Annotated in this window: 19 protein-coding genes and 5 tRNA genes; 18 read left to right on the forward strand and 6 right to left on the reverse strand. The window is 52.2% G+C overall.

What is annotated here, in order from left to right:
- Positions 1 to 63: 63 nt before the first annotated feature.
- Both pgm and seqA read right to left on the reverse strand, forming a co-directional pair.
- The gene (gene pgm, locus OGV69_RS21300) at positions 64 to 1704 is read right to left on the reverse strand and encodes a phosphoglucomutase (alpha-D-glucose-1,6-bisphosphate-dependent) (RefSeq protein WP_069323167.1); all 1641 of its coding nucleotides are present in this window, start codon (positions 1702 to 1704) and stop codon (positions 64 to 66) included.
- Positions 1705 to 1728: 24 nt separating this feature from the next.
- Positions 1729 to 2271 carry a replication initiation negative regulator SeqA gene (gene seqA / locus OGV69_RS21305; protein WP_038638828.1) on the reverse strand — a complete coding sequence of 181 codons (543 nt, stop codon included), beginning with the start codon at positions 2269 to 2271 and terminating at the stop codon, positions 1729 to 1731.
- Between the two features lie 193 nt (positions 2272 to 2464).
- Between seqA and ybfF the strand changes: the two genes are divergently transcribed.
- The 8 genes from ybfF (at position 2465) to OGV69_RS21345 (ending at position 10231) form a co-directional block, all read left to right on the forward strand.
- On the forward strand, positions 2465 to 3238 hold the full coding sequence (gene ybfF / locus OGV69_RS21310) for an esterase (protein WP_069323166.1): 774 nt from the start codon (positions 2465 to 2467) through the stop codon (positions 3236 to 3238).
- 128 nt (positions 3239 to 3366) lie between these two features.
- Positions 3367 to 3654 (forward strand): LexA regulated protein, encoded by a 288-nt coding sequence (ybfE, locus tag OGV69_RS21315; protein WP_042310165.1) that lies wholly within the window; start codon positions 3367 to 3369, stop codon positions 3652 to 3654.
- A gap of 280 nt (positions 3655 to 3934) precedes the next feature.
- The gene (gene fldA / locus OGV69_RS21320; RefSeq protein ID WP_003022839.1) at positions 3935 to 4465 is read left to right on the forward strand and encodes a flavodoxin FldA; all 531 of its coding nucleotides are present in this window, start codon (positions 3935 to 3937) and stop codon (positions 4463 to 4465) included.
- Positions 4466 to 4754: 289 nt separating this feature from the next.
- The gene (gene fur / locus OGV69_RS21325) at positions 4755 to 5201 is read left to right on the forward strand and encodes a ferric iron uptake transcriptional regulator (protein WP_003022836.1); all 447 of its coding nucleotides are present in this window, start codon (positions 4755 to 4757) and stop codon (positions 5199 to 5201) included.
- A gap of 127 nt (positions 5202 to 5328) precedes the next feature.
- The gene (tcuR, locus tag OGV69_RS21330; RefSeq protein ID WP_069323165.1) at positions 5329 to 6255 is read left to right on the forward strand and encodes a tricarballylate utilization LysR family transcriptional regulator TcuR; all 927 of its coding nucleotides are present in this window, start codon (positions 5329 to 5331) and stop codon (positions 6253 to 6255) included.
- A gap of 97 nt (positions 6256 to 6352) precedes the next feature.
- Complete coding sequence (tcuA, locus tag OGV69_RS21335) at positions 6353 to 7756, forward strand: FAD-dependent tricarballylate dehydrogenase TcuA (RefSeq protein ID WP_069323164.1); 1404 nt, start codon at positions 6353 to 6355, stop codon at positions 7754 to 7756.
- Positions 7743 to 8882 (forward strand): tricarballylate utilization 4Fe-4S protein TcuB, encoded by a 1140-nt coding sequence (tcuB, locus tag OGV69_RS21340; protein ID WP_042309776.1) that lies wholly within the window; start codon positions 7743 to 7745, stop codon positions 8880 to 8882. The genes tcuA and tcuB overlap by 14 nt, the downstream gene beginning before the upstream one ends.
- Before the next feature lie 53 nt (positions 8883 to 8935).
- Positions 8936 to 10231, forward strand: coding sequence for an MFS transporter (locus OGV69_RS21345; RefSeq protein ID WP_069323163.1), 1296 nt, complete (start codon positions 8936 to 8938; stop codon positions 10229 to 10231).
- A gap of 44 nt (positions 10232 to 10275) precedes the next feature.
- Here OGV69_RS21345 and OGV69_RS21350 read toward each other — a convergent pair whose 3' ends face one another.
- The 4 genes from OGV69_RS21350 to nagE all read right to left on the reverse strand — a co-directional run bounded on the left by OGV69_RS21350 (position 10276) and on the right by nagE (position 16301).
- Positions 10276 to 10608, reverse strand: a complete 333-nt coding sequence (locus OGV69_RS21350) for a ChiQ/YbfN family lipoprotein (RefSeq protein ID WP_038638809.1) — start codon at positions 10606 to 10608, stop codon at positions 10276 to 10278.
- 49 nt (positions 10609 to 10657) lie between these two features.
- Positions 10658 to 12064, reverse strand: a complete 1407-nt coding sequence (gene chiP, locus OGV69_RS21355; protein ID WP_038638807.1) for a chitoporin ChiP — start codon at positions 12062 to 12064, stop codon at positions 10658 to 10660.
- A gap of 433 nt (positions 12065 to 12497) precedes the next feature.
- Positions 12498 to 14165 carry a glutamine--tRNA ligase gene (glnS, locus tag OGV69_RS21360; protein ID WP_038638804.1) on the reverse strand — a complete coding sequence of 556 codons (1668 nt, stop codon included), beginning with the start codon at positions 14163 to 14165 and terminating at the stop codon, positions 12498 to 12500.
- Positions 14166 to 14351: 186 nt separating this feature from the next.
- On the reverse strand, positions 14352 to 16301 hold the full coding sequence (nagE, locus tag OGV69_RS21365; protein WP_038638803.1) for a PTS N-acetyl glucosamine transporter subunit IIABC: 1950 nt from the start codon (positions 16299 to 16301) through the stop codon (positions 14352 to 14354).
- A 342-nt stretch (positions 16302 to 16643) separates the two neighbouring features.
- Here nagE and nagB point away from each other — a divergent pair, with 342 nt between their 5' ends.
- The 10 genes from nagB (at position 16644) to OGV69_RS21415 (ending at position 23308) form a co-directional block, all read left to right on the forward strand.
- The gene (nagB, locus tag OGV69_RS21370) at positions 16644 to 17444 is read left to right on the forward strand and encodes a glucosamine-6-phosphate deaminase (RefSeq protein ID WP_003022803.1); all 801 of its coding nucleotides are present in this window, start codon (positions 16644 to 16646) and stop codon (positions 17442 to 17444) included.
- A 60-nt stretch (positions 17445 to 17504) separates the two neighbouring features.
- Positions 17505 to 18653 (forward strand): N-acetylglucosamine-6-phosphate deacetylase, encoded by a 1149-nt coding sequence (gene nagA, locus OGV69_RS21375; protein WP_069323162.1) that lies wholly within the window; start codon positions 17505 to 17507, stop codon positions 18651 to 18653.
- An 8-nt stretch (positions 18654 to 18661) separates the two neighbouring features.
- Positions 18662 to 19882, forward strand: coding sequence for a DNA-binding transcriptional regulator NagC (gene nagC, locus OGV69_RS21380; protein ID WP_038638799.1), 1221 nt, complete (start codon positions 18662 to 18664; stop codon positions 19880 to 19882).
- A gap of 57 nt (positions 19883 to 19939) precedes the next feature.
- Complete coding sequence (gene nagD, locus OGV69_RS21385; RefSeq protein ID WP_038638796.1) at positions 19940 to 20692, forward strand: ribonucleotide monophosphatase NagD; 753 nt, start codon at positions 19940 to 19942, stop codon at positions 20690 to 20692.
- 251 nt (positions 20693 to 20943) lie between these two features.
- Positions 20944 to 22608: an asparagine synthase B gene (asnB, locus tag OGV69_RS21390; RefSeq protein WP_038638793.1), complete on the forward strand. Its 1665-nt coding sequence runs from the start codon at positions 20944 to 20946 to the stop codon at positions 22606 to 22608.
- Positions 22609 to 22831: 223 nt separating this feature from the next.
- Positions 22832 to 22908, forward strand: a tRNA-Met gene (locus OGV69_RS21395).
- Positions 22909 to 22916: 8 nt separating this feature from the next.
- Positions 22917 to 23001 (forward strand) — tRNA-Leu (locus tag OGV69_RS21400).
- A 23-nt stretch (positions 23002 to 23024) separates the two neighbouring features.
- Positions 23025 to 23099: transfer RNA gene (locus OGV69_RS21405), tRNA-Gln, on the forward strand.
- Positions 23100 to 23136: 37 nt separating this feature from the next.
- Positions 23137 to 23211: transfer RNA gene (locus tag OGV69_RS21410), tRNA-Gln, on the forward strand.
- Positions 23212 to 23231: 20 nt separating this feature from the next.
- Positions 23232 to 23308, forward strand: a tRNA-Met gene (locus OGV69_RS21415).
- Position 23309 lies beyond the last annotated feature (1 nt).

The following is a 23309-nucleotide window of genomic DNA, read 5'->3' on the forward strand; positions in this document are numbered from 1 at the left end:
CATGCTATCCGGCTTTTGTATTCATGCCGGATGGTGACGTTAGCGTCTTATCCGGCCCGGGGTTTACGCGTTTTTCAACACTTCGCTGACGATCTCAACCGCTTCTTTTTCGATCTGTTTGCGGTGTTCTTCGCCGAGGAAGCTTTCGCAATAGATCTTGTAAGCGTCTTCCGTGCCTGACGGACGCGCGGCAAACCAGCCGTTGTCAGTCATCACTTTCAGACCGCCTATGGAAGCACCATTGCCAGGTGCCGCGGTCAGACGTGCGGTGATCGGGTCGCCTGCCAGCGTGCTGGCGCTTACCATTTCCGGAGACAGCTTAGACAGCGCCGCTTTCTGCGCAGAGGTCGCGCTCGCCTGCAAACGATTGTAGCTCGGCGCGCCGAAGCGAGCAGCCAGTTCGTTGTAGTGTTCTTGCGGGTTCTTACCGGTCACAGCGGTAATTTCTGCCGCCAGCAGGCACATGATGATGCCGTCTTTGTCGGTCGACCACGGTGTACCGTCGAAACGCAGGAAAGAAGCGCCCGCGCTCTCTTCACCACCAAAACCAAAGCTGCCATCGAACAGACCGTCAACAAACCATTTAAAACCGACCGGCACTTCCACCAGCTTACGACCCAGATCGTTGACCACGCGGTCAATCATTGCCGAGGAAACCAGCGTCTTACCGACGGCAACATCTTTGCCCCACTGCGGACGATGCTGGAACAGGTAGTTGATCGCCACCGCCAGGTAGTGGTTCGGGTTCATCAGCCCCGCCGGGGTGACGATACCGTGACGGTCATAGTCCGGATCGTTGGCAAAGGCCAGATCGAACTTGTCACGCAGCGCCAGCAGACCCGCCATCGCGCACTCGGAGGAGCAGTCCATACGGATTGCGCCGTCTTTATCGAGATGCATAAAGCGGAAAGTCTGATCAACGTGGTCGTTAACGATAGTCAGGTTCAGGTTGTAGTGCTTCGCAATACGCTTCCAGTATTCGATACCGGAACCGCCCAACGGATCGACACCCAGCGTCAGACCCGCTTTCTGGATCGCCGCCATGTCGACGATATCCGCCAGTCCTTCCACAAACGGTTGAACCAGGTCCTGCTCTTTAACATGACCCGATGCCAGCGCCGCGTCCAACGACATACGCCTCACGCCTTGCAGACCGTCAGCCAGCAACGCGTTAGCCCTGTCTTCAACCACTTTGGTGACGTTGGTATCTGCCGGACCACCGTTTGGCGGGTTGTATTTAATGCCACCATCTTCCGGCGGGTTGTGGGACGGCGTGATCACAATGCCATCAGCCAGCGGGCCGCCTTTTTTGTTGTGGACCAGGATGGCATTCGACACGGCAGGGGTTGGCGTAAAGCCGTTGTTTTCCTGCACGATGACGTCAACACCATTCGCCGCCAGCACTTCCAGCACAGAGATAAAAGCCGGTTCAGACAGCGCGTGGGTATCCTTGCCCACATAGCACGGGCCAGTAATCCCGTTTTTCGCACGTTCTTCAGCAATCGCCTGGGCGATAGCCAGAATATGCGGCTCGTTAAAACTATGACGACCTGCACTGCCGCGATGCCCGGACGTACCGAACTTGACGGCGTGCTCAGCGTTCCCTGCCGTTGGTTTCAGTACATAGTACTGTGCCGTCAGTTGGGCGACGTTAATCAAATCACTCTGTTGCGCAGGTTGACCTGCACGGTTGTGGATTGCCATTGCCTGGTCCTTCTAATGCAAGGATTAAATTGTTCCGCAAACCTTTTCAATCAATTCCGCAGGGAATTGCATTGACTGCATGATGTGCTCCACCATGCTGCATTTACGGCCGGTGTTGGTATTGGTGATCACCCAGTACGGCGTGCCTGGCACGTGTTTCGGTTTGGTTTGATTACCATTTTTCAGCAGCGTCTGTTCATCTGCCGCAAAATAAACGCGCGTCCGGCCATGCAACGAATCCGTTGCTTCGGCGAATGCGTTTTGATCCAGAGAATAGAGTGTAGACAGCACCAGCATAAAGCGATTTACTGCTTTCTTCTGTTCCGCATATTCATCGGACAACAGCAGTTCACGCATCGCGCGCACTTTATCTTTTACGGGGTTAACCGGCTTAGCTTCCACGACAGGTTGCACAGCGCGGACTTCTTTTACTACCGGAGTGACAGGCTGTGCTGCGGCGGAAAATTTCAACATACGCCGTAAAATGTCGGATGCGCTCTCGCCGATATGCTTGGTATGGCTGGCAATATAGCTATAGAGTTCATCATCAACTTCAATCGTTTTCATCTTAATCCAGTGCAGTGTTTAGCTGAATACAAGTTGTTGGGTTAACACGCGTAGTGTAAAGGCAAATCCCAACAGCGGATAGCGTCAAGCCTGGTGGCTGATAAAACTCGGAGTAACCGTAGTTGTTGCAGCCCTGTGGCAGAATGGTCAACATGATACCCTAACCCGTGAGTGTGAAAAAAAGAACTTTGCCATGAAATTGAATATCCGAGCGCAATCTGCGCAAAACCTGCACAATAATTCTCCCATCGTCCTGGTTCACGGCCTGTTTGGTAGCCTGGATAACCTGGGGATCCTGGCACGCTCCCTGGTGGTCGATCACGATATCATCCAGGTTGATATGCGAAATCATGGCCTCTCGCCCCGCTCGCCTGAGATGAATTATGCGGCCATGGCGCAAGACCTGGTGGATACGCTGGACGATCAACAGATCGACAAAGCGATCTTTATTGGTCACTCGATGGGGGGAAAAGCCGTCATGGCGTTAACCGCGTTGGCTCCTGAGCGTATCGATCGGCTGGTGGCTATTGATATTGCGCCGGTTGACTATCAGGTACGCCGTCACGATGAGATTTTTGCGGCAATCAATGCCGTAACCGATGCACAAGCGTCCTCGCGCCAGCAGGCAGCAAGCGTCATGCGCCAGCATCTGCAAGAGGAAGGTGTTATTCAGTTTCTGCTGAAATCCTTTGTTGACGGCGAGTGGCGCTTTAACGTTCCCGTGTTGTGGGATCAATATCCCAATATCGTCGGTTGGCAAACCCTCCCGGCATGGGAGCACCCGGCATTGTTTATTCCAGGCGGTAACTCCCCTTATGTCACCGAAGCGTATCGCGAGCAGCTGCTGGCACAATTCCCGCAGGCTCGGGCGCACGTTATCGCAGGCGCGGGGCATTGGGTACATGCGGAAAAACCTGAAGCAGTGCTGCGGGCCATCCGTCGTTATCTTAACGAACCGGCTAACTGATTAAAAACTCAGCGTCCGTGCGCGATTACGCGCGTGGGCGTTGGCGTGCCTCTCCTGCTGATGTATTATGGCGCGCTATCCATCCGGGCGGACGCCTGGCTGATTGTTTCCCCGAAGTCACCAAGATCATGGCCAAAGAACAAACGGACCGTACGACATTAGATCTGTTCGCGCAGGAGCGTCGCCCGGGACGACCCAAAACTAATCCGCTTTCGCGTGATGAACAGTTACGTATAAATAAACGTAATCAGCTTAAACGTGACAAAGTTCGCGGGCTTAAGCGTGTCGAACTGAAACTGAACGCTGATGCCGTTGACGCGTTAAACGAGCTGGCCGAGGCGCGCAACATGAGTCGCAGTGAACTCATCGAAGAGATGCTGATGACCCAACTCACCGCATTGCGCGGTCAGGCATAGTCTGAATTTCTGCTCTATACACTAAATAATTCGAGTTGCAGGAAGGCGGCAAATGAACGCATCCCGATGAGCTTACTGTAGTAAGTGATTCGGGTAAGTGAGCGCAGCCAACGCACCTGAAACTTGAAGTATGACGGGTATAAATCATAAATCGTGTAGCACAGAGTGCAGTCCCGCGTGTTTGCTGTTTCCGCATGGCTGACTGTTCTGCTATGATTGCCCTTATCCGTGGGCAATGCGCCACCACCATTTCAATAAGTTTCAAGAGGTTATTTTACTCATGGCAATCACTGGCATCTTTTTCGGCAGCGACACCGGTAATACCGAAAACATCGCAAAAATGATTCAAAAACAGCTTGGTAAAGACGTTGCCGATGTACATGACATTGCAAAAAGCAGCAAAGAAGACCTGGAAGGGTATGACATTCTGCTGCTCGGCATTCCAACCTGGTACTACGGTGAAGCGCAGTGTGACTGGGACGATTTCTTCCCTACCCTCGAAGACATTGATTTTAACGGCAAACTGGTTGCATTGTTCGGCTGCGGCGACCAGGAAGATTACGCAGAATATTTCTGCGATGCGTTAGGCACAATTCGCGACATCATTGAGCCACGCGGCGCCACCATCGTCGGTCACTGGCCAACGGCGGGTTATCACTTTGAAGCGTCCAAAGGCCTGGCTGACGACGACCACTTTGTCGGTCTGGCTATCGATGAAGATCGCCAGCCGGAGCTGACCGCTGAACGTGTAGAAAAATGGGTTAAGCAGATCTCAGAAGAACTGCACCTCGACGAAATCATCAATGCCTGATTTCGCGCGGCGTAGATCTTCATCTGCGCCGCATCAATAGATAAAACCAATCAAAATAATTGCTACAAATTTGTAACTTTTTCGTCTGACCCTGTACAATGGCTGGATGCCAATCGGGTGTTGCACAGTGTGTTTGTCGGCGATACCACGTTTTGATTAACAATATATGCCAGAGACTTGCTGTTTTCATTTAACCATGGCAGTTCTATAATGATACGCAATTTCTCAAGTGCAATTTCTGTCACTTCTGTTAATGAAGTGAATCGTTTAGCTACAGGACAGATTCCGCATGACTGACAACAATACCGCATTAAAGAAGGCTGGCCTGAAAGTAACGCTTCCTCGTTTAAAAATTCTGGAAGTTCTTCAGGAACCGGATAACCATCACGTCAGTGCGGAAGACTTATACAAACGCCTGATCGATATGGGTGAAGAAATTGGTCTGGCGACCGTGTATCGTGTGCTGAACCAGTTTGATGATGCCGGTATCGTGACCCGCCACAATTTTGAAGGTGGTAAATCCGTCTTCGAACTGACTCAACAGCATCACCACGATCACCTCATTTGCCTCGACTGCGGCAAAGTGGTCGAGTTCAGCGATGATTCCATTGAAGCGCGTCAGCGTGAGATTGCGGCTAAACATGGTATTCGCTTAACCAACCATAGCCTCTATCTTTATGGCCACTGCGCCGAAGGCGATTGCCGCGAAGATGAGCATGCGCACGACGGCAAATAATGTGACGCTTTCTGAAAAGCCAACCATCCGGTTGGCTTTTTTTATGGGCCAAATTTGACCATCCCCCTCTTCCTTCTACGTCAATGTTGCTTTAATGTAAAAATCAATTGCCATTCGGAGAGTTGAAATGGAACTTCGTCAACTACGTTATTTTGTGCGTATTGTAGAAACCGGCAGCATGGGTAGCGCGGCGATCGATCTCAATATCGGTGTTTCGGCACTCAGTCAGCAAATGACGCGCCTGGAAAACGAACTTGCTATTCGCCTGCTTCAACGCACCTCGCGCGGTGTGACGCCCACCAGCGCCGGACTGGCTTTTTACTCCCAGGCGCAGCTGGCGCTCCGGCATGCAGACGATGCAATCCTCGCCGCGCGCGAGGCCCGACTTTCCGGACACGTCAGCGTCGGTATGGCCCCCAGTACCGCTTCCGTTCTCGGTATGCCATTTATTCACGCCATGCGGGAAAGCTATGCTGATGTTCGCCTGCATGTGGTGGAAAGTCTCTCTGGCAACCTGGAACGAATGATTAATACCCGCCAGATTGATCTGGCTGTCGTGTTTCAAAAAGAAAAGATCCTGCGCTGGAGCGCCAGACCGATTCTTGAAGAACGGCTGTTTTTGATTGGGACCCATGCCCTATTGGCTGATATTGTCGACGACAATATTGCTCCAGCCCAGTTGGCAAATATTCCATTGATCATGCCAAGCCCGGGACACGGTCTGCGCGGCAGGCTGGATGCCATCTGCCAGGAACACGCGCTAAATATTGAGATCGCTACTGAAATTGATGGTCTGGCGTTACTGATGCGCGCCGTACGCAGTGGCATTGGCGCCACTCTTCAGCCCGGTGCGGCGATCTCCCATCTCGATAAAGAAACTCTAAGAGTGATCGGCGTCTATAATCCGATACTTAGCCGCCCTAACTTTCTGGTCAGCCTCTCTGACGATGAACTTACCCCGGCAGGCCTTGCCGCCCGTGTGGTGCTGACGAAAGTGATGCATCAACTGGTGGAAGCAGGAAGCTGGCCTGGCGCTACTCTTTACAATAACTAAAGTACTGTTTAGCACCACATCATAGCGCCCGCACAAGCTGTACGTATACATTTCAATTACAAATTTAACAAATAGTTAAATGGTAATGGAGTATACGATGGTTGATGTTCTGGTGATTGGTGGTGGTAATGCCGCGTTATGTGCTGCCTTGACCGCCCGGGAGCAAGGAGCTTCGGTACTCCTGCTCGAAGCGGCCCCCCGGGAATGGCGCGGAGGAAACTCCCAACACACGCGTAATTTACGTTGTATGCATGATGCGCCGCAGGATGTGCTGGTGGACAGCTATCCTGAAGAAGAATTCTGGCAAGATCTGTGGCGCGTCACGGAAGGGAATACCAACGAAGCGCTGGCGCGTCTGGTGATCCGTACCTCTTCACAATGCCGCGACTGGATGCGCCAGCACGGCGTTAACTTTCAGCCTCCTCTCTCTGGCGCTTTACACGTGGCGCGAACCAACGCCTTTTTTATGGGCGGTGGAAAGGCCCTTGTGAATGCCTATTATCGCAGCGCAGAAAAGCTGGGAGTGCAGATCCGCTATAACACCCCGGTTCAGGCGCTTGAACTGCGTAATGGCGAGTTCGTGGCGGCGCTGGCAGGCGAAGAGCGCATCACCGCTAAATCCTGCGTGCTTGCCGCTGGCGGTTTTGAGTCTAACCGCGAATGGCTACGAGAAGCATGGGGAGAGAACGAGCGCGGCGAATGGCCAGCGGATAACTTCCTGATTCGCGGCACGCGCTTTAACCAGGGCGTACTGCTCAAATTTATGATGGATGCCGGAGCCGACATTATCGGCGATCCCTCCCAGTCACACTGCGTGGCCATTGATGCCAGAGCGCCATTATATGACGGCGGGATTTGTACCCGCGTGGACTGCGTCTCGCTCGGTATAGTGGTGAACCGGGACGCTGAGCGCTTTTATGATGAAGGTGAAGATTTCTGGCCCAAACGCTACGCCATCTGGGGACGTCTGGTCGCTCAACAGCCAGGGCAGATTGGCTACTCCATCATCGACAGTAAAGCTATTGGCCACTTTATGCCGCCGGTCTTTCCCGGCGCGCAGGCCAATACGTTGGCAGAGCTGGCTCTTCAGTTAGGACTGGATGCCGAACGTTTTACCCACACCGTGACGCAATACAACAACGCCTGCCAGCCTGGTCAGTTCGACCACACCGTTCTGGATAACTGCGCCACCAAAGATTTGCTACCCGCGAAAACGCACTGGGCGCGACCACTGGACCAGCCGCCATTCTACGGCTATGCCCTGCGGCCAGGGATCACCTTCACTTATCTTGGGTTAAAAGTGAACGAACACGCCGCTGTGCATTTTGCCGGGCATCCAAGCCGTAACCTGTTCGTCGCCGGAGAGATGATGGCGGGCAACGTGTTGGGCAAGGGCTACACCGCAGGCGTGGGGATGTCGATCGGCACAACCTTTGGCCGCATTGCCGGAAAAGAAGCCGCGCTGGCCGCACGTAAGGAGACACGTCATGAAGCAGCTTGAGAAACTGATCATCGAAGCGCAAATTATCACCGAACCGGAAGCTGAAGTTGAACGTGTGATGCAGGTGTGCAATGCCTGTCGCTATTGTGAAGGCTTTTGCGCCGTATTCCCGGCGATGACGCAACGTCTGGAATTCGGTAAAGCGGATATCAACTATCTGGCGAACTTGTGCCATAACTGCGGCGCTTGCCTGCACGCGTGTCAGTATGCCCCGCCTCATGAATTTGCCATCAACGTACCGAAGGCGATGGCGGAGGTCCGGCTCGAAACCTATCAGCATTATGCGCAACCCGCCGCCTTTGGCGCGCTTTATCGTCGCGCGGGCGTAACCGTGACGCTGGCGCTGGTTTTCGGTCTGATCCTGTTTTTACTCCTCGCTATAGGTTTGAAAGGTTCACTATTCCATCCTCCGCTGGCCGGGGATTTCTATCAAATTTTCCCGCATAACCTGCTGGCCTGGATGTTTGGTTCGGTCTTTATTCTGGCGATCGGTTTGCTGATGGCGGGCGTGATCCGCTTCTGGCGCGAGATCTCTCCGGGTATGCCGCGTTCCGCCGAGATTGCTGAAGCCTCACACGATGCGCTGACGCTGAAATATCTCGATGGTGGCCACGGCAAAGGTTGTAACGAAGCGGATGATGCTTTCACCCTGATGCGCCGCCGTTTCCACCACTTTACCTTCTACGGTTTTATGCTCTGCTTTGCCGCCACCGTGGTGGCTACAGGCTATCACTACTTTGCAGGCATAGAAGCGCCCTACCCGTTCTTCAGCGTTCCGGTGATGCTGGGCACGCTGGGCGGCATTGGTCTGGTTGTCGGCCCGGCTGGCTTGCTATGGCTGAATCTTAAACGCTCACCGCTACATGGCGACGCACGGCAAAAACCGATGGATCGCGGTTTTATTTTGCTGCTGCTGCTGACCAGTCTGACCGGTCTGGCGCTGCTGGCGGGAAGAGACACCTCATGGATGGCTATTTTACTGGCTATTCATCTCGGCGTGGTCATGGCGCTTTTTCTGACCATTCCTTACGGAAAATTTGCCCACGGATTTTACCGCTGCGCAGCCTTACTCAAGTGGGCGATTGAGAAACGGCGCGGCAAACAAGCGGGGGTCACAGGCGACTAACCCGCAAACTCTTACCTCTATAAATATTATGATAAGACAGTGGAGCAACCCTAATGACACAACAACCATCGCGCGCCGGAACTTTCGGCGCAATACTGCGGGTAACCAGCGGTAATTTTCTCGAACAGTTCGACTTTTTTCTGTTCGGGTTTTACGCCACCTATATCGCAAAGACGTTCTTCCCCGCGGAGAGTGAATTTGCCGGGCTCATGTTGACCTTTGCGGTTTTCGGTTCGGGTTTTTTAATGCGGCCCGTTGGCGCAATCGTGCTGGGTGCTTACATCGACAGAATTGGTCGCCGTAAAGGACTGATGGTGACGCTGGCGATCATGGGCTGCGGTACCCTGCTGATTGCCCTGGTTCCCGGTTATCAAAGCATTGGCCTGCTGGCCCCTGTGCTGGTATTAGTCGGTCGATTATTGCAAGGCTTCTCTGCGGGCGTAGAGCTGGGAGGCGTTTCGGTTTATCTTTCTGAAATCGCCACACCTGGCAATAAAGGTTTCTACACCAGTTGGCAGTCCGCCAGCCAACAGGTCGCCATTGTGGTGGCGGCGCTGATTGGCTACGCTCTGAATGCCACACTGGGGCACGATGAGATCTCTGAATGGGGCTGGCGCATTCCGTTTTTTATTGGTTGTATGATTATTCCGTTGATCTTCGTCCTGCGCCGTTCGCTTCAGGAAACAGACGCATTTTTACAACGTATGCACCGTCCCGACACCAGGGAAATTTTCACCACTATCATCAAAAACTGGCGTCTGATCGCTGCGGGTACGCTGCTGGTAGCGATGACCACCACGACGTTTTACTTTATTACCGTCTACACCCCAACCTACGGCAGGGCCGTACTCCACCTGAGCGCGCGCGATAGCCTGGTAGTCACCATGCTGGTCGGGATTTCTAACTTTATTTGGCTGCCGATTGGCGGGGCGATATCTGACCGAATTGGTCGTCGTCCGGTATTGATGGGGATTACCGTACTCGCACTGCTTACCACCTGGCCGGTAATGCACTGGCTCACCGCCGCGCCAGACTTCATGCGCATGACGCTGGTACTGCTTTGGTTCTCGTTCTTTTTTGGCATGTACAACGGGGCAATGGTCGCGGCACTCACCGAGGTGATGCCTGTCTATGTCCGTACGGTGGGCTTTTCACTGGCCTTCAGTCTTGCCACGGCGATTTTTGGCGGCCTTACACCAGTCATATCCACGGCGCTGGTCCAGCTAACCGGGGATAAAAGCTCACCTGGATGGTGGCTGATGTGCGCAGCACTTTGTGGACTCGCCGCCACGGCAATGCTGTTTGTCCGACTGAGTCGGGGCTATCAACCAGTGGAACATAAGCTCTGAAAAGCAAACGGGCGGAAAATTCTCCGCCCGTAGCATTTTTCGAATTACTGCGCAGCGTTCTTGCTACGAATTTCCTGCCAGACCTTGTCACAATCAGCATTAACGGACTGATCGTTACCCGTGCGCGTGGCCTGGATACACTGCTGATAATCCAGTACGCGTACGCTTTCTTCATTAGCAAACTGCTGGTGCTGCTTTTCTTTCTTCAACACATTCAGCACGCTTTGGCAGGCTTCGATTTTCTCCGGCGATCCTTGCGCGGTGTTAATACACGCGCTGTAGGCTTCTTTCAGGCGACTGTCTTCTTTCGGCGAAGGGGATTGCGCACAAGCCACCAGCCCTGATGCCATAATGGCGATGAGTATCAGTTTTTTCATAGCACTTTCCTCAACGGAGTGGCAGACGTCTGGTCTGCCGCTGTTGGCATTAGAAGATGGTGAACGGAGCAATAACGATGAACTTCACGTCGCGTTCATCCTGGAAGATGTTGCCATAACCACCGCCCCAGCTCGGAATGTCTGAATGGTTGTCGTACTGGGTGAAGTGCAGTTTAAACATGGTGCCCTTCGCACGACCGTCCTGCAGGGTATAGACCGCATCCAGGCTGTAAGAAGACTCTTCGATAGTCCGGTTTTTGTCGTAGTACGCATCCGGATTGAGCTGCCAGGTAGATGGCTTGGCATCCCAGGCGTAAACGTAGGACGCACCGACTGCCCAACCCGGCAGGTTCCAGTTCTTCAGGTCATACATTGCACCGAAGAATACGGCCTTTTCGCCGTTGGCGTTGAAGTCAGAGCGGTTGTCCCACCAGATATCCAGACGACCGTTTGATGAGGCGTAGGTCGGGGTCATACGCTGCAGGAAGTACCCCTGCTGCCCGTCCGCTTTAACCCAGGTCCCTTCCAGGCGCAGGTCAACCACTTCCGCCACTTTGTAGCCGAAGGTCAACGCCTGCAGCCAGGCCGTGCCGTCATAAATATCGTTCACGGTGCGATCATCAACTTTGTCGCGCGCGCCGTAGAACTGATAACTTGTGGTAAACGGGTTACCACCTAAATCGAATTTGTAGCTGGCTTTCGCGAAGTACTGATCGACGTAGCCTTCAGACTGACCAAATGCCGCTTCCAGCAACAAGTTATTTTTGAAGTCATATTTCGCGCCGATTGAGTGCAGGTAATCTACGCTGGTCTTTTTATCGGCCTGATAGAATTTATCGACTTCGGTGTGCCACGGCGCTTTATATTCGTTGGCCCACATATAGGAGAAGCTCAGTGCGCCGGCATCACCATAGTCGAAGTTGGCACCGGCTTCGGCACCCTGATAAGTACCAGGCATAAAGCTCCAGTGCGGAGCCAATAGCGTCTGCCCGGTTGGTTGAATGTAACCGGCGCGCGCCCAGGTTGGGCCGTATTTAAATTTGGCTGCTGCTTTATACAGGCTAATTCCGCTCTTATCGCCGGAGTAATCTTCGTCATAGCCTTTATTTTTTGAAGAGAATGCGATTTCATTTGGATGGCCGCTTTCGCTACTTTCGTTCATTTCAATCGCGGTGAATGCTGCGATATCAATACCAAACATATCCGCCGCATAACCGGACTGGAAATCGAGGTTGGCGTTCCATGTGGAGTGAGAAAGGTTGGTTTTGTATTTGTCATGATCGGTGACATCTTTACGGTCACGCTCACGCTGCCAGTAATAGATGCCGCCGGTTAAAGTGGAGTCATCAATGAAACCTTCGGCGTGAGCCTGGGGAGCGACAACGAAACCCGACATTGCTGTGATACCGGCGATAGCCAGCGCCAGCGTACTACGTTTGCCACTAAACGTACGCATATGTTAATCCTCTTTGACATAAAAATGCTGCCGATAAAAGCGGTCAGCGAAAAAACAAAAATTAAAAAAGTAGTGCTAAGAAAACCTCAGTGACTACAATGAATAGACTATTTTTCGCGACGCGAATTATCAATCTCTTTCTGTAACGAGTATGTAATAGTATGAGCAACCGCACATATTTCATTGCTTTCTGTTACATTTTCATCGGGAGATAAAAAAGCGTTGAAAAAAAGAAAAAACCGCTTGTTTTCCATGGGGATGAAATCGGTTTCAGCCCATTTCATATTGCGGTAAGTTATTTAAAGGTAAAAACATTCAGCCGATTCATTATTACAGGCATGTAATTAATTCGCTCCGCAAATGGAGCCAGGAAAACGTTTTGGCGTAAAAAAAACGCCGCATGAAGCGGCGTTTAGACAGGATGTGTTGCGGCTTATTCGCCCGCTTTAGCCCACGTATCGCGCAGACCAACAGTGCGGTTAAACACCAGCTTGTCAGCCGTAGCGTAGCGGCTGTCAAGGCAGAAGTAACCTTCACGTTCAAACTGGAACGCTTTGCCTGCGACCGCGGCCTGCAGCGATGGCTCGCCGTAGCCGTGTTTAATCACCAGGGATTCCGGGTTAATCACGGACAGGAAGTCCTCTGCCGCACCTGGGTTCGGTACGCTAAACAAACGATCGTACAGGCGGATTTCAATCGGTAATGCATGTGCCGCACTGACCCAGTGAATAACACCTTTTACTTTACGACCATCGGCCGGATCTTTGCTCAGAGTATCGGCATCGTAAGTGCAGAAAATGGTGGTAATATTCCCTTCCGCATCTTTCTCTACACGCTCGGCCTTGATCACGTAAGCATTACGCAGACGTACTTCTTTGCCCATCACCAGACGCTTGTACTGCTTGTTCGCTTCTTCGCGGAAGTCAGCGCGGTCGATCCAGATTTCACCGCTGAACGGCACTTCACGGCTGCCCATTTCCGGTTTATTCGGATGATTAGGCATGGTCACCATTTCGCTCTCGCCCTGGGGGTAGTTTTCGATAACCAGTTTCACCGGATCGATAACCGCCATCGCGCGCGGCGCGTTTTCATTCAGATCTTCACGAATGCAGGATTCCAGAGAGGCGATCTCAATGGTGTTGTCCTGCTTGGTCACGCCAATACGTTTGCAGAATTCACGGATAGCGGCCGCGGTATAACCGCGACGACGCAGGCCAGAGATGGTCGGCATGCGCGGATCGTCCCAGCCCTCAACGTGCTTGTCGGTCACCAGCAGGTTCAGCTTGCGCTTGGACATCACGGTGTATTCCAGATTCAGGCGCGAGAATTCATACTGACGCGGGTGAACCGGGATGGTGATGTTGTCCAGCACCCAGTCATACAGACGACGGTTATCCTGGAACTCCAGCGTACACAGCGAGTGGGTAATGCCTTCCAGCGCATCGCTGATGCAGTGGGTAAAGTCGTACATCGGATAGATGCACCACTTGTTGCCGGTCTGGTGGTGTTCAGCGAACTTAATACGGTACAGCACCGGATCGCGCATCACGATAAACGGCGACGCCATGTCGATTTTCGCGCGCAGGCAGGCTTTACCTTCTTCAAAGCCACCGGTACGCATTTTTTCGAACAGCGCGAGGTTCTCTTCGACGCTGCGATCGCGGAACGGGCTGTTTTTACCCGGCTGAGTGAGCGTACCGCGGTATTCGCGAATTTCGTCCGCTGACAGTTCGTCAACGTACGCCAGACCTTTATTAATAAGCTCTACCGCATAGGCGTGAAGCTGATCGAAGTAATCCGACGAGTAGCGAATGTCACCAGTCCAGTGGAAACCTAACCATTCAACGTCGTTTTTAATCGACTCAACGTACTCGATATCTTCTTTAACCGGGTTCGTATCATCAAAACGCAGGTTGCACTGGCCCTGGTAATCTTGCGCAATACCAAAGTTCAGACAAATGGATTTCGCGTGGCCAATGTGCAGATAGCCATTTGGCTCCGGCGGAAAACGGGTATGGATCGTGGTGTGCTTACCACTGGCCAGATCTTCATCGATGATCTGACGAATAAAGTTACTCGGGCGGGCTTCAGCCTCACTCATCGTGGATTCCTCAAAGCGTAAACAACGTATAACGGAATATGATCTTATAAGCCAGGCAGACTGACAACCTTTAGTTACGCAAAATATGTATCAATCGAAAATATTGGGGCCAATTGCTGCAAAAAAAAGCGGCGGAGGAATATCCCCCGCCGCTTAAGGCATTTAACTCACTTTACTCAGGAGCAGTTATTTACCTTTAATCTCATACAGTGGTGTCTGACCGGCAACCACATGACCTTCGGCTTTAATGACCAGAGCGCCGAAATCATCGCTGTTGCTGCACACAACCGGGCTAATCATGGAACGTGCATTGGCGTTCAGGAAATCCAGATCCATTTCCAGAATCGGTTGACCCGCCGTCACTTCCGCACCTTCTTCAACCAGGCGTTTAAAGCCTTTACCTTCCAGCGCGACGGTATCGATACCCATATGGACTACGATTTCCGCGCCTTTAACGGTTTCCAGACAGAACGCATGATTGGTGTTGAAGATTTTCACGATAGTGCCCGCAGCCGGAGCAACCACGATTTTATCTGTTGGTTTCACCGCAACGCCGTCGCCTACCGCTTTGCTGGCGAAGGCTTCATCAGGAACCTGCTCCAGCGCAACGACGTCACCGGTAATCGGAGAAACCAGCGCTTCAACGGTGACTGCGTTCGCTACAGCCTGCGGTTTTGCCACCGGGGCCGCTGCTGCTGGCGCACTTTCAGCAGACGCTGCCGCAACCGGGCCACGCGCCACAACTTTCTTCATTTCGTCGCCGATGGATTCCGCTTTCGCACCTACGATGACCTGGATAGTTTGTTTGTTCAGCTTAACGACACCCGATGCGCCTAAGCGTTTACACATCGCATCGTTTACGCGACCAGAATCGGCCACAGTCAGACGCAGACGGGTGATACAGGCATCAATCGCTTTCAGGTTATCGGTACCGCCAACCGCAGCAATGTAGCTGGTTGCCAGTTGAGCCAGACCTTCTTCAGTATTGCTGTTCGCTTCTTCTGTAACGATATCGTCTTCTTTATCTTCGCGGCCCGGCGTTTTCAGGTTAAACATACGAATAACCGCGCTGAACAACACGAAGTAGATGACGAAGAAGACCAGCCCCATCACGACCAGCATCCAGACGTTCTTACTTGCTGCCGGCAGGTTGTACATCAACACGTAGTCGATAGCGCCTGCGGAGAAGGAGAAGCCCGCGTGGATCCCCAGCAGCGTCGCAACGAACAGGCTGATACCGGTTAACAGTGCGTGCAGGAGATACAGCAGTGGCGCCAGGAACATGAACAGGAATTCCAGCGGCTCGGTAACACCGGTCAGGAACGCAGTGATCGCAACGGACAGCAGCATACCGCCAACCATCGGGCGACGCGCTTTCGGAGCAGCGAAGTACATCGCCAGCGCCGCACCCGGCAGACCAAACATCATGATCGGGAAGAAACCAGACATGAACATACCCGCAGTGCCGTCACCCGCATAGAAGCGGTTGATGTCACCGTGGAAAACAGTGCCAGCGGCGTTAGTAAATTCGCCAATCTGGAACCAGGCGATGGTATTCAGAACCTGATGCAGACCGGTTGGGATCAGCAGACGGTTGATGAAACCAAAAATACCGGAACCCAACGCGCCAGCGCCTACGATCCACTCACCACCCGCATGGATGGCGTTCTGCACCGGCGGCCACACGTAACCGAAGATAGCAGCCAGCACCAGACAGAAGAAGCCAGTGGCGATCGGCACGAAGCGTTTGCCGCCAAAGAAGCTCAGGAAGTCAGGCAGTTTGATACCAGACCAACGGTTATACACCGCACCGCCAACCAGACCGGTGATGATACCCGCCAGTACACCCATATTGATGGCCGGGTTAATGGTAACCATTGCTTTGGTCAATATGAAATAACCGACCGCACCCGCCAGCGCTGCCGCACCCGCGCTGTCTTTTGACCAGCTGGAAGCTACACCGATAGCGAAAATCAGCGCCAGGTTATCGAAGATAGCCCCGCCAGCTTGCGCGATAAAAGGTACGTTTAGTAAATCTGGTTGGCCGAATCGCAGCAACAGTGCCGCGACTGGCAGCACAGCGATGGGGAGCTGTAACGCCCTACCCAGCCGCTGGAAAAAACCTAAAATATTCATTTTATTCCCCCTACGAGACCCCGATTAGGCTTCTTTGAAGCCATATTTTTATTGTGCGACCATTCCTGACAGCAAGATTCTGGATCAACGATATTAACCATTCATCTACATTCTGAGTGTGTGAAAATTTAATTCGTATCGCAAATTAAACGCGTGTTTTTTGTGATTACAGTCACCAAATATCGTTATTAACCCTCCCTTTCACTGGCTAACTACGAAAACTTATTTTATCATTCAAAAAATCGAAACGGATTGATCCTTACCGATGCAAAACCAGGTTACGCTTAATACTGCACAGAGACTCAATCCGCCAATTGCTTACATTTACTTTTGAGGTGAAGAATGAGACTGATCCCCCTGAATACCGCTGAACAAGTCGGCAAATGGGCTGCTCGCCATATCGTTAACCGTATTAACGCGTTCAAACCAACGGCAGATCGCCCGTTCGTTCTGGGCCTGCCGACGGGCGGTACTCCGCTGACAGCTTATAAGGCATTGGTTGAAATGCATAAAGCGGGCCAGGTGAGCTTCAAGCATGTTGTTACTTTCAATATGGACGAATATGTTGGCCTGCCGAAAGAGCATCCGGAAAGCTATCACAGCTTCATGCATCGTAACTTCTTTGATCACGTTGATATTCCAGCAGAAAACATCAACCTCCTCAATGGTAACGCGCCGGATATTGATGCAGAATGCCGTCAGTATGAAGAAAAAATCCGTTCTTACGGTAAAATCCACCTGTTTATGGGCGGTGTAGGCAACGATGGTCACATCGCGTTCAACGAACCAGCCTCCTCTTTGGCTTCCCGTACCCGCATCAAAACGCTGACTCACGATACGCGTGTTGCTAACTCACGCTTCTTTGACGGCGACGTAAGCCAGGTGCCTAAATATGCCCTGACCGTGGGCGTGGGCACCCTGTTGGATGCCGAAGAGGTGATGATCCTGGTACTGGGTCACCAGAAGGCGCAGGCGCTGCAAGCCGCCGTTGAAGGCAACGTTAACCATATGTGGACCATCAGCTGTCTGCAGTTGCATCCAAAAGCCGTTGTGGTGTGCGATGAGCCTTCCACCATGGAACTGAAAGTGAAAACGCTGAAATACTTTAACGAGTTAGAAGCGGAAAATATTAAAGGTCTGTAATTGATGTCTCCGCCCTGTCGATAAGTTGCAGGGCGGCATTTTTTGAAATCGGGGGTCGGAATGTATGCTTTAACCCAGGGCCGGATCTTTACCGGTCACGAAATTCTTGATGACCATGCGATTGTTGTCGCCAATGGCCTGATTGACAGCGTTTGCCCACTGGCTGAGTTACCGTCAGGAATTGAACAGCGCTCACTGAATGGGGCCATTATTTCCCCCGGTTTTATCGATGTACAGCTAAACGGCTGCGGTGGCGTACAGTTTAACGATACGGCAGAAGCCGTGACCGTCGAAACGCTGGAAATCATGCAGAAAGCCAATGAAAAATCAGGCTGTACCAACTATCTGCCTACGCTTATCACCACCAGCGATGACCTGATGAAACAAGGCGTTCGCGTCATGCGTGAATACCTGGCGAAACACCCGAATCAGGCATTAGGACTTCATCTGGAAGGTCCGTGGCTCAATCTGGTGAAAAAAGGCACCCATAATCCGGGATTTGTCCGTCAACCGGACGCTGCGTTGGTTGATTACCTGTGCGATAATGCTGACGTGATAACCAAAGTGACGCTGGCGCCAGAAATGGTCCCGGTAGAGGTCATCACCAAACTGGTAAATGCAGGTATCGTGGTTTCCGCCGGTCACTCCAATGCGACGGTAAAAGAGGCCAAAATCGGCTTCCGCGCAGGGATTACCTTTGCAACGCATCTGTTTAACGCCATGCCTTATATAACGGGCCGCGAACCGGGCCTGGCGGGCGCTATTCTTGACGAAGCCGATATTTATTGCGGTATCATCGCTGATGGTCTGCATGTTGACTACGTTAACATCCGTAATGCCAAGCGCCTGAAAGGCGACAAGCTGTGCCTGGTCACCGACGCGACCGCGCCGGCAGGTGCCAATATTGAACAGTTCATTTTCGCTGGTAAAACAATATACTACCGGAATGGATTGTGCGTTGATGAGAACGGTACATTGAGCGGTTCATCATTAACCATGATTGAAGGCGTACGCAATCTGGTCGAACATGCGAATATCGCTCTCGACGAAGTGTTACGCATGGCAACGCTCTACCCTGCTCGCGCCATTGGCGTCGACAAACGACTCGGCAGCATCGCGCCAGGCAAAGTAGCCAACCTGACTGCGTTTACGCACGACTTTAAAATCATCAAGACCATCGTTAATGGCAACGAGGTCGTTACTGAGTAAGAGAAAGAATGACACCAGGCGGACAAGCTCAAATAGGTAATGTTGATCTCGTAAAACAGCTTAACAGCGCGGCGGTTTATCGCCTGATTGACCAGCATGGGCCAATCTCGCGTATTCAAATTGCCGAGCAAAGCCAGCTTGCCCCCGCCAGCGTAACCAAAATTACGCGTCAGTTGATCGAACGCGGGCTGATCAAAGAAGTCGATCAGCAGGCCTCCACCGGGGGCCGCCGCGCTATCTCTATCGTCACCGAAACCCGCAATTTCCACGCCATTGGCGTACGTCTGGGCCGTCACGACACGACGCTTACGCTCTATGATATGAGCAGTAAAGTGGTCGCCGAAGAGCATTACCCTCTCCCGGAGCGCACCCAGGAAACGCTGGAGTATGCGCTGCTCAACACCATTGCCACTTTTATTGACAGCTGCCAGCGGAAAATCCGCGAGCTGATTGCGATTTCCGTCATCCTGCCCGGCCTGGTTGATCCTGAAAGCGGCGTCATTCGCTATATGCCGCACATTCAGGTCGAAAACTGGGGGCTGGTCGAGGCGCTCGAAAAACGCTTTAAGGTTACCTGCTTTGTCGGTCACGATATCCGCAGCCTGGCGCTGGCCGAGCACTATTTCGGGGCAAGCCAGGATTGCGAAGACTCCATTTTAGTGCGAGTTCACCGCGGAACCGGGGCGGGAATTATTTCCAATGGCCGAATTTTCATCGGTCGCAATGGCAACGTGGGCGAGATTGGTCACATTCAGGTTGAACCGCTGGGTGAGCGCTGTCACTGCGGTAACTTCGGCTGTCTGGAAACCATTGCCGCCAATGCGTCTATCGAGCACCGCGTGCAAAACTTACTGAAACAGGGTTATCCCAGCCGACTCACGCTGGATGATTGCAATATTAAAGCTATCTGTAAGGCGGCAAATAAGGGCGATAACCTGGCAGCAGAAGTGATTGAACACGTTGGTCGCCACTTGGGTAAAACCATCGCCATCGCCATCAACCTGTTTAACCCACAAAAAATCGTCATTGCAGGCGAAATTACTGAGGCAGATAAAGTGCTGCTGCCTGCAATAGAAAGCTGTATCAACACGCAGGCGTTGAAAGCGTTTCGCCACAATTTACCGGTGGTTCGTTCCACGCTGGATCACCGTTCCGCCATTGGCGCCTTTGCGCTGGTGAAGCGTGCGATGCTCAACGGGACATTGCTGCAACGTTTGCTGGAAAACTAATGCTCTCATATAGTAGTGGATTACTATAAGACTCATAACTAATTCCCTGGGTTGTTCATGACCATTAAGAATGTAATTTGTGATATCGACGGCGTGCTGATGCACGACAATGTCGCCGTACCGGGTGCGGCAGAATTTCTGACCGGGATCCTGGAAAAAGGCCTGCCGTTAGTTCTGCTGACTAACTATCCTTCACAGACCGGGCAAGATCTGGCAAACCGCTTCGCCACCGCGGGAGTGAATGTCCCCGATAGCGTCTTTTATACTTCCGCCATGGCTACCGCTGATTTTCTTCGTCGCCAGGAAGGCAAAAAAGCCTACGTGGTAGGTGAAGGCGCGTTAATTCATGAGCTGTATAAAGCCGGGTTTACCATTACCGACGTGAACCCCGATTTTGTGATTGTTGGCGAGACGCGCTCCTATAACTGGGACATGATGCATAAAGCAGCATATTTTGTCGCTAACGGCGCGCGTTTCATCGCCACAAACCCGGATACTCACGGCCGCGGCTTTTATCCCGCCTGCGGTGCACTGTGCGCCGGTATCGAGAAAATCTCTGGCCGTAAGCCGTTTTATGTCGGCAAACCCAGCCCGTGGATTATTCGCGCGGCGCTCAACAAAATGCAGGCGCACTCGGAAGAGACCGTTATCGTTGGCGATAACCTGCGTACCGATATTCTGGCGGGCTTCCAGGCCGGTCTGGAAACCATTCTGGTATTGTCTGGCGTCTCAACGCTTGACGACATCGACAGCATGCCGTTCAGACCGAGCTGGATTTATCCGTCCGTTGCTGAGATAGACGTCATTTAATCTCTTTGGCCGGATAACAATACCTGCAAGTTATCCGGCCTGAAAAACACGCCCATTCAATAAATTCATCTTTTCACTGCTGATTCATCAATAATAGCGCTCATTACGTAATCTTTTTTCACCAATCAGCAATGACCATTGCGTTTTTTATTTTCCGCACCGTAATTCGCTTGCGCCCTCTCCCGCTTTGCGGCATTTTCTTTATCAAGCAAACATAAAAAGCATCACGCAACAGGTTAACGGAGAAGGTTATGTGTTCTATTTTTGGCGTATTCGATATTAAAACTGACGCAGTTGAACTGCGTAAAAAAGCCCTGGAATTATCTCGTCTGATGCGCCATCGCGGCCCGGACTGGTCAGGTATTTACGCCAGTGATAACGCCATTCTGGCGCACGAACGTCTGTCCATCGTCGACGTCAATGCCGGTGCTCAGCCGCTGTACAACGTGAAGAAAACGCATATCCTGGCGGTTAACGGTGAAATTTATAACCATCAGGCGCTGCGCGCGGAATACGGCGATCGTTATCAGTTCCAGACCGGTTCAGACTGCGAAGTTATCCTCGCGCTGTATCAGGAAAAAGGCCCGGAGTTCCTGGATGACCTACAAGGCATGTTTGCTTTTGCCCTGTACGACAGCGAACAGGACGCTTATCTGATTGGTCGCGATCACATCGGGATCATCCCACTGTATATGGGGTACGACGAACACGGTAACTTCTACGTCGCGTCTGAAATGAAAGCCCTGGTTCCGGTATGCCGCACAATCAAAGAATTCCCGGCCGGGAGCTATTTGTGGAGTAAGGACGGCGAAATTCGTCAGTATTATCAGCGTGATTGGTTTGATTACGATGCGGTCAAAGACAACGTGACCGATAAAAACGAGCTGCGTCAGGCGCTGGAAGATGCGGTGAAAAGCCATCTGATGTCAGATGTTCCTTATGGTGTACTGCTGTCCGGTGGTCTGGATTCCTCGGTCATTTCCGCGATTACGAAAAAATACGCGGCGCGCCGTGTTGAAGATCAGGAACGTAGCGAAGCCTGGTGGCCACAGTTGCACTCCTTCGCCGTCGGCCTGGAAGGCGCACCGGATCTGCAAGCCGCGCAAGAGGTCGCGAACCATCTGGGTACCGTGCACCATGAGATCCACTTCACCGTGCAGGAAGGTCTGGATGCTATCCGCGACGTGATTTATCACATCGAAACCTACGATGTCACAACGATCCGCGCCTCAACGCCGATGTACTTAATGTCGCGTAAAATTAAAGCGATGGGCATTAAAATGGTACTGTCGGGTGAAGGCTCTGACGAAGTATTCGGCGGCTATCTCTATTTCCACAAAGCGCCAGACGCGAAAGAGCTGCATGAAGAAACCGTGCGTAAGCTGCAGGCGCTGCATATGTTCGACTGCGCCCGCGCCAACAAAGCGATGTCTGCCTGGGGTGTGGAAGCTCGCGTGCCTTTCCTGGATAAGAAATTCCTTGATGTGGCGATGCGCATCAACCCGCAGGATAAAATGTGCGGCAACGGCAAAATGGAAAAACATGTGCTGCGCGAATGTTTTGAATCTTACCTGCCTGCCAGCGTCGCATGGCGTCAGAAAGAGCAGTTCTCTGATGGTGTCGGTTACAGTTGGATCGATACCTTGAAAGAGGTGGCTGCTGAGCAAGTTTCTGACCAACAACTGGAAACCGCCAGCTTCCGTTTCCCTTACAACACGCCATCGTCTAAAGAAGCGTATTTGTACCGTGAGATTTTTGAAGAATTGTTCCCGGTTGCCAGCGCGGCGGAATGCGTGCCTGGCGGACCATCAGTAGCCTGTTCTTCCGCCAAAGCGATTGAATGGGATGAAGCGTTTAAAACCATGAACGATCCCTCTGGTCGTGCGGTTGGCGTACATCAGTCCGCTTATAAATAAGTTAATCCTTAGAAAAGAGCCCTACGGGGCTCTTTTTTTATGTCTGTTTTCTGTGCAAAAAAACAATTAATAACTAATAATTGCCGAATAATGCGCCATGCTGTTCGCAACCTAACCAAACAGTCACATTCCAGCTATTTTCAATGAAAAAGGGGTTGACGCTTCAAGGCTCAATACGCATAATGCGCCCCGCAACGCCGATAAGGTTACGCGAAAAAAAGATGGCTACGTAGCTCAGCTGGTTAGAGCACATCACTCATAATGATGGGGTCACAGGTTCGAATCCCGTCGTAGCCACCATCTTTTTTGCGGGAGTGGCGAAATTGGTAGACGCACCAGATTTAGGTTCTGGCGCCGCAAGGTGTGCGAGTTCAAGTCTCGCCTCCCGCACCATTCACCCGTAAGCGTTGCACGGATGGGGTATCGCCAAGCGGTAAGGCACCGGTTTTTGATACCGGCATTCCCTGGTTCGAATCCAGGTACCCCAGCCATTTTTTCTTCGATATAGCGGTTCACCGCAACGGTCATTGGGGTATCGCCAAGCGGTAAGGCACCGGTTTTTGATACCGGCATTCCCTGGTTCGAATCCAGGTACCCCAGCCATCGAAGAATAAGTAATATATGGCTACGTAGCTCAGCTGGTTAGAGCACATCACTCATAATGATGGGGTCACAGGTTCGAATCCCGTCGTAGCCACCAT

The sequence above is a fragment of the Citrobacter sp. Cc139 genome (assembly GCF_030334645.1).
Taxonomy (GTDB): Bacteria; Pseudomonadota; Gammaproteobacteria; order Enterobacterales; family Enterobacteriaceae; genus Citrobacter; species Citrobacter werkmanii.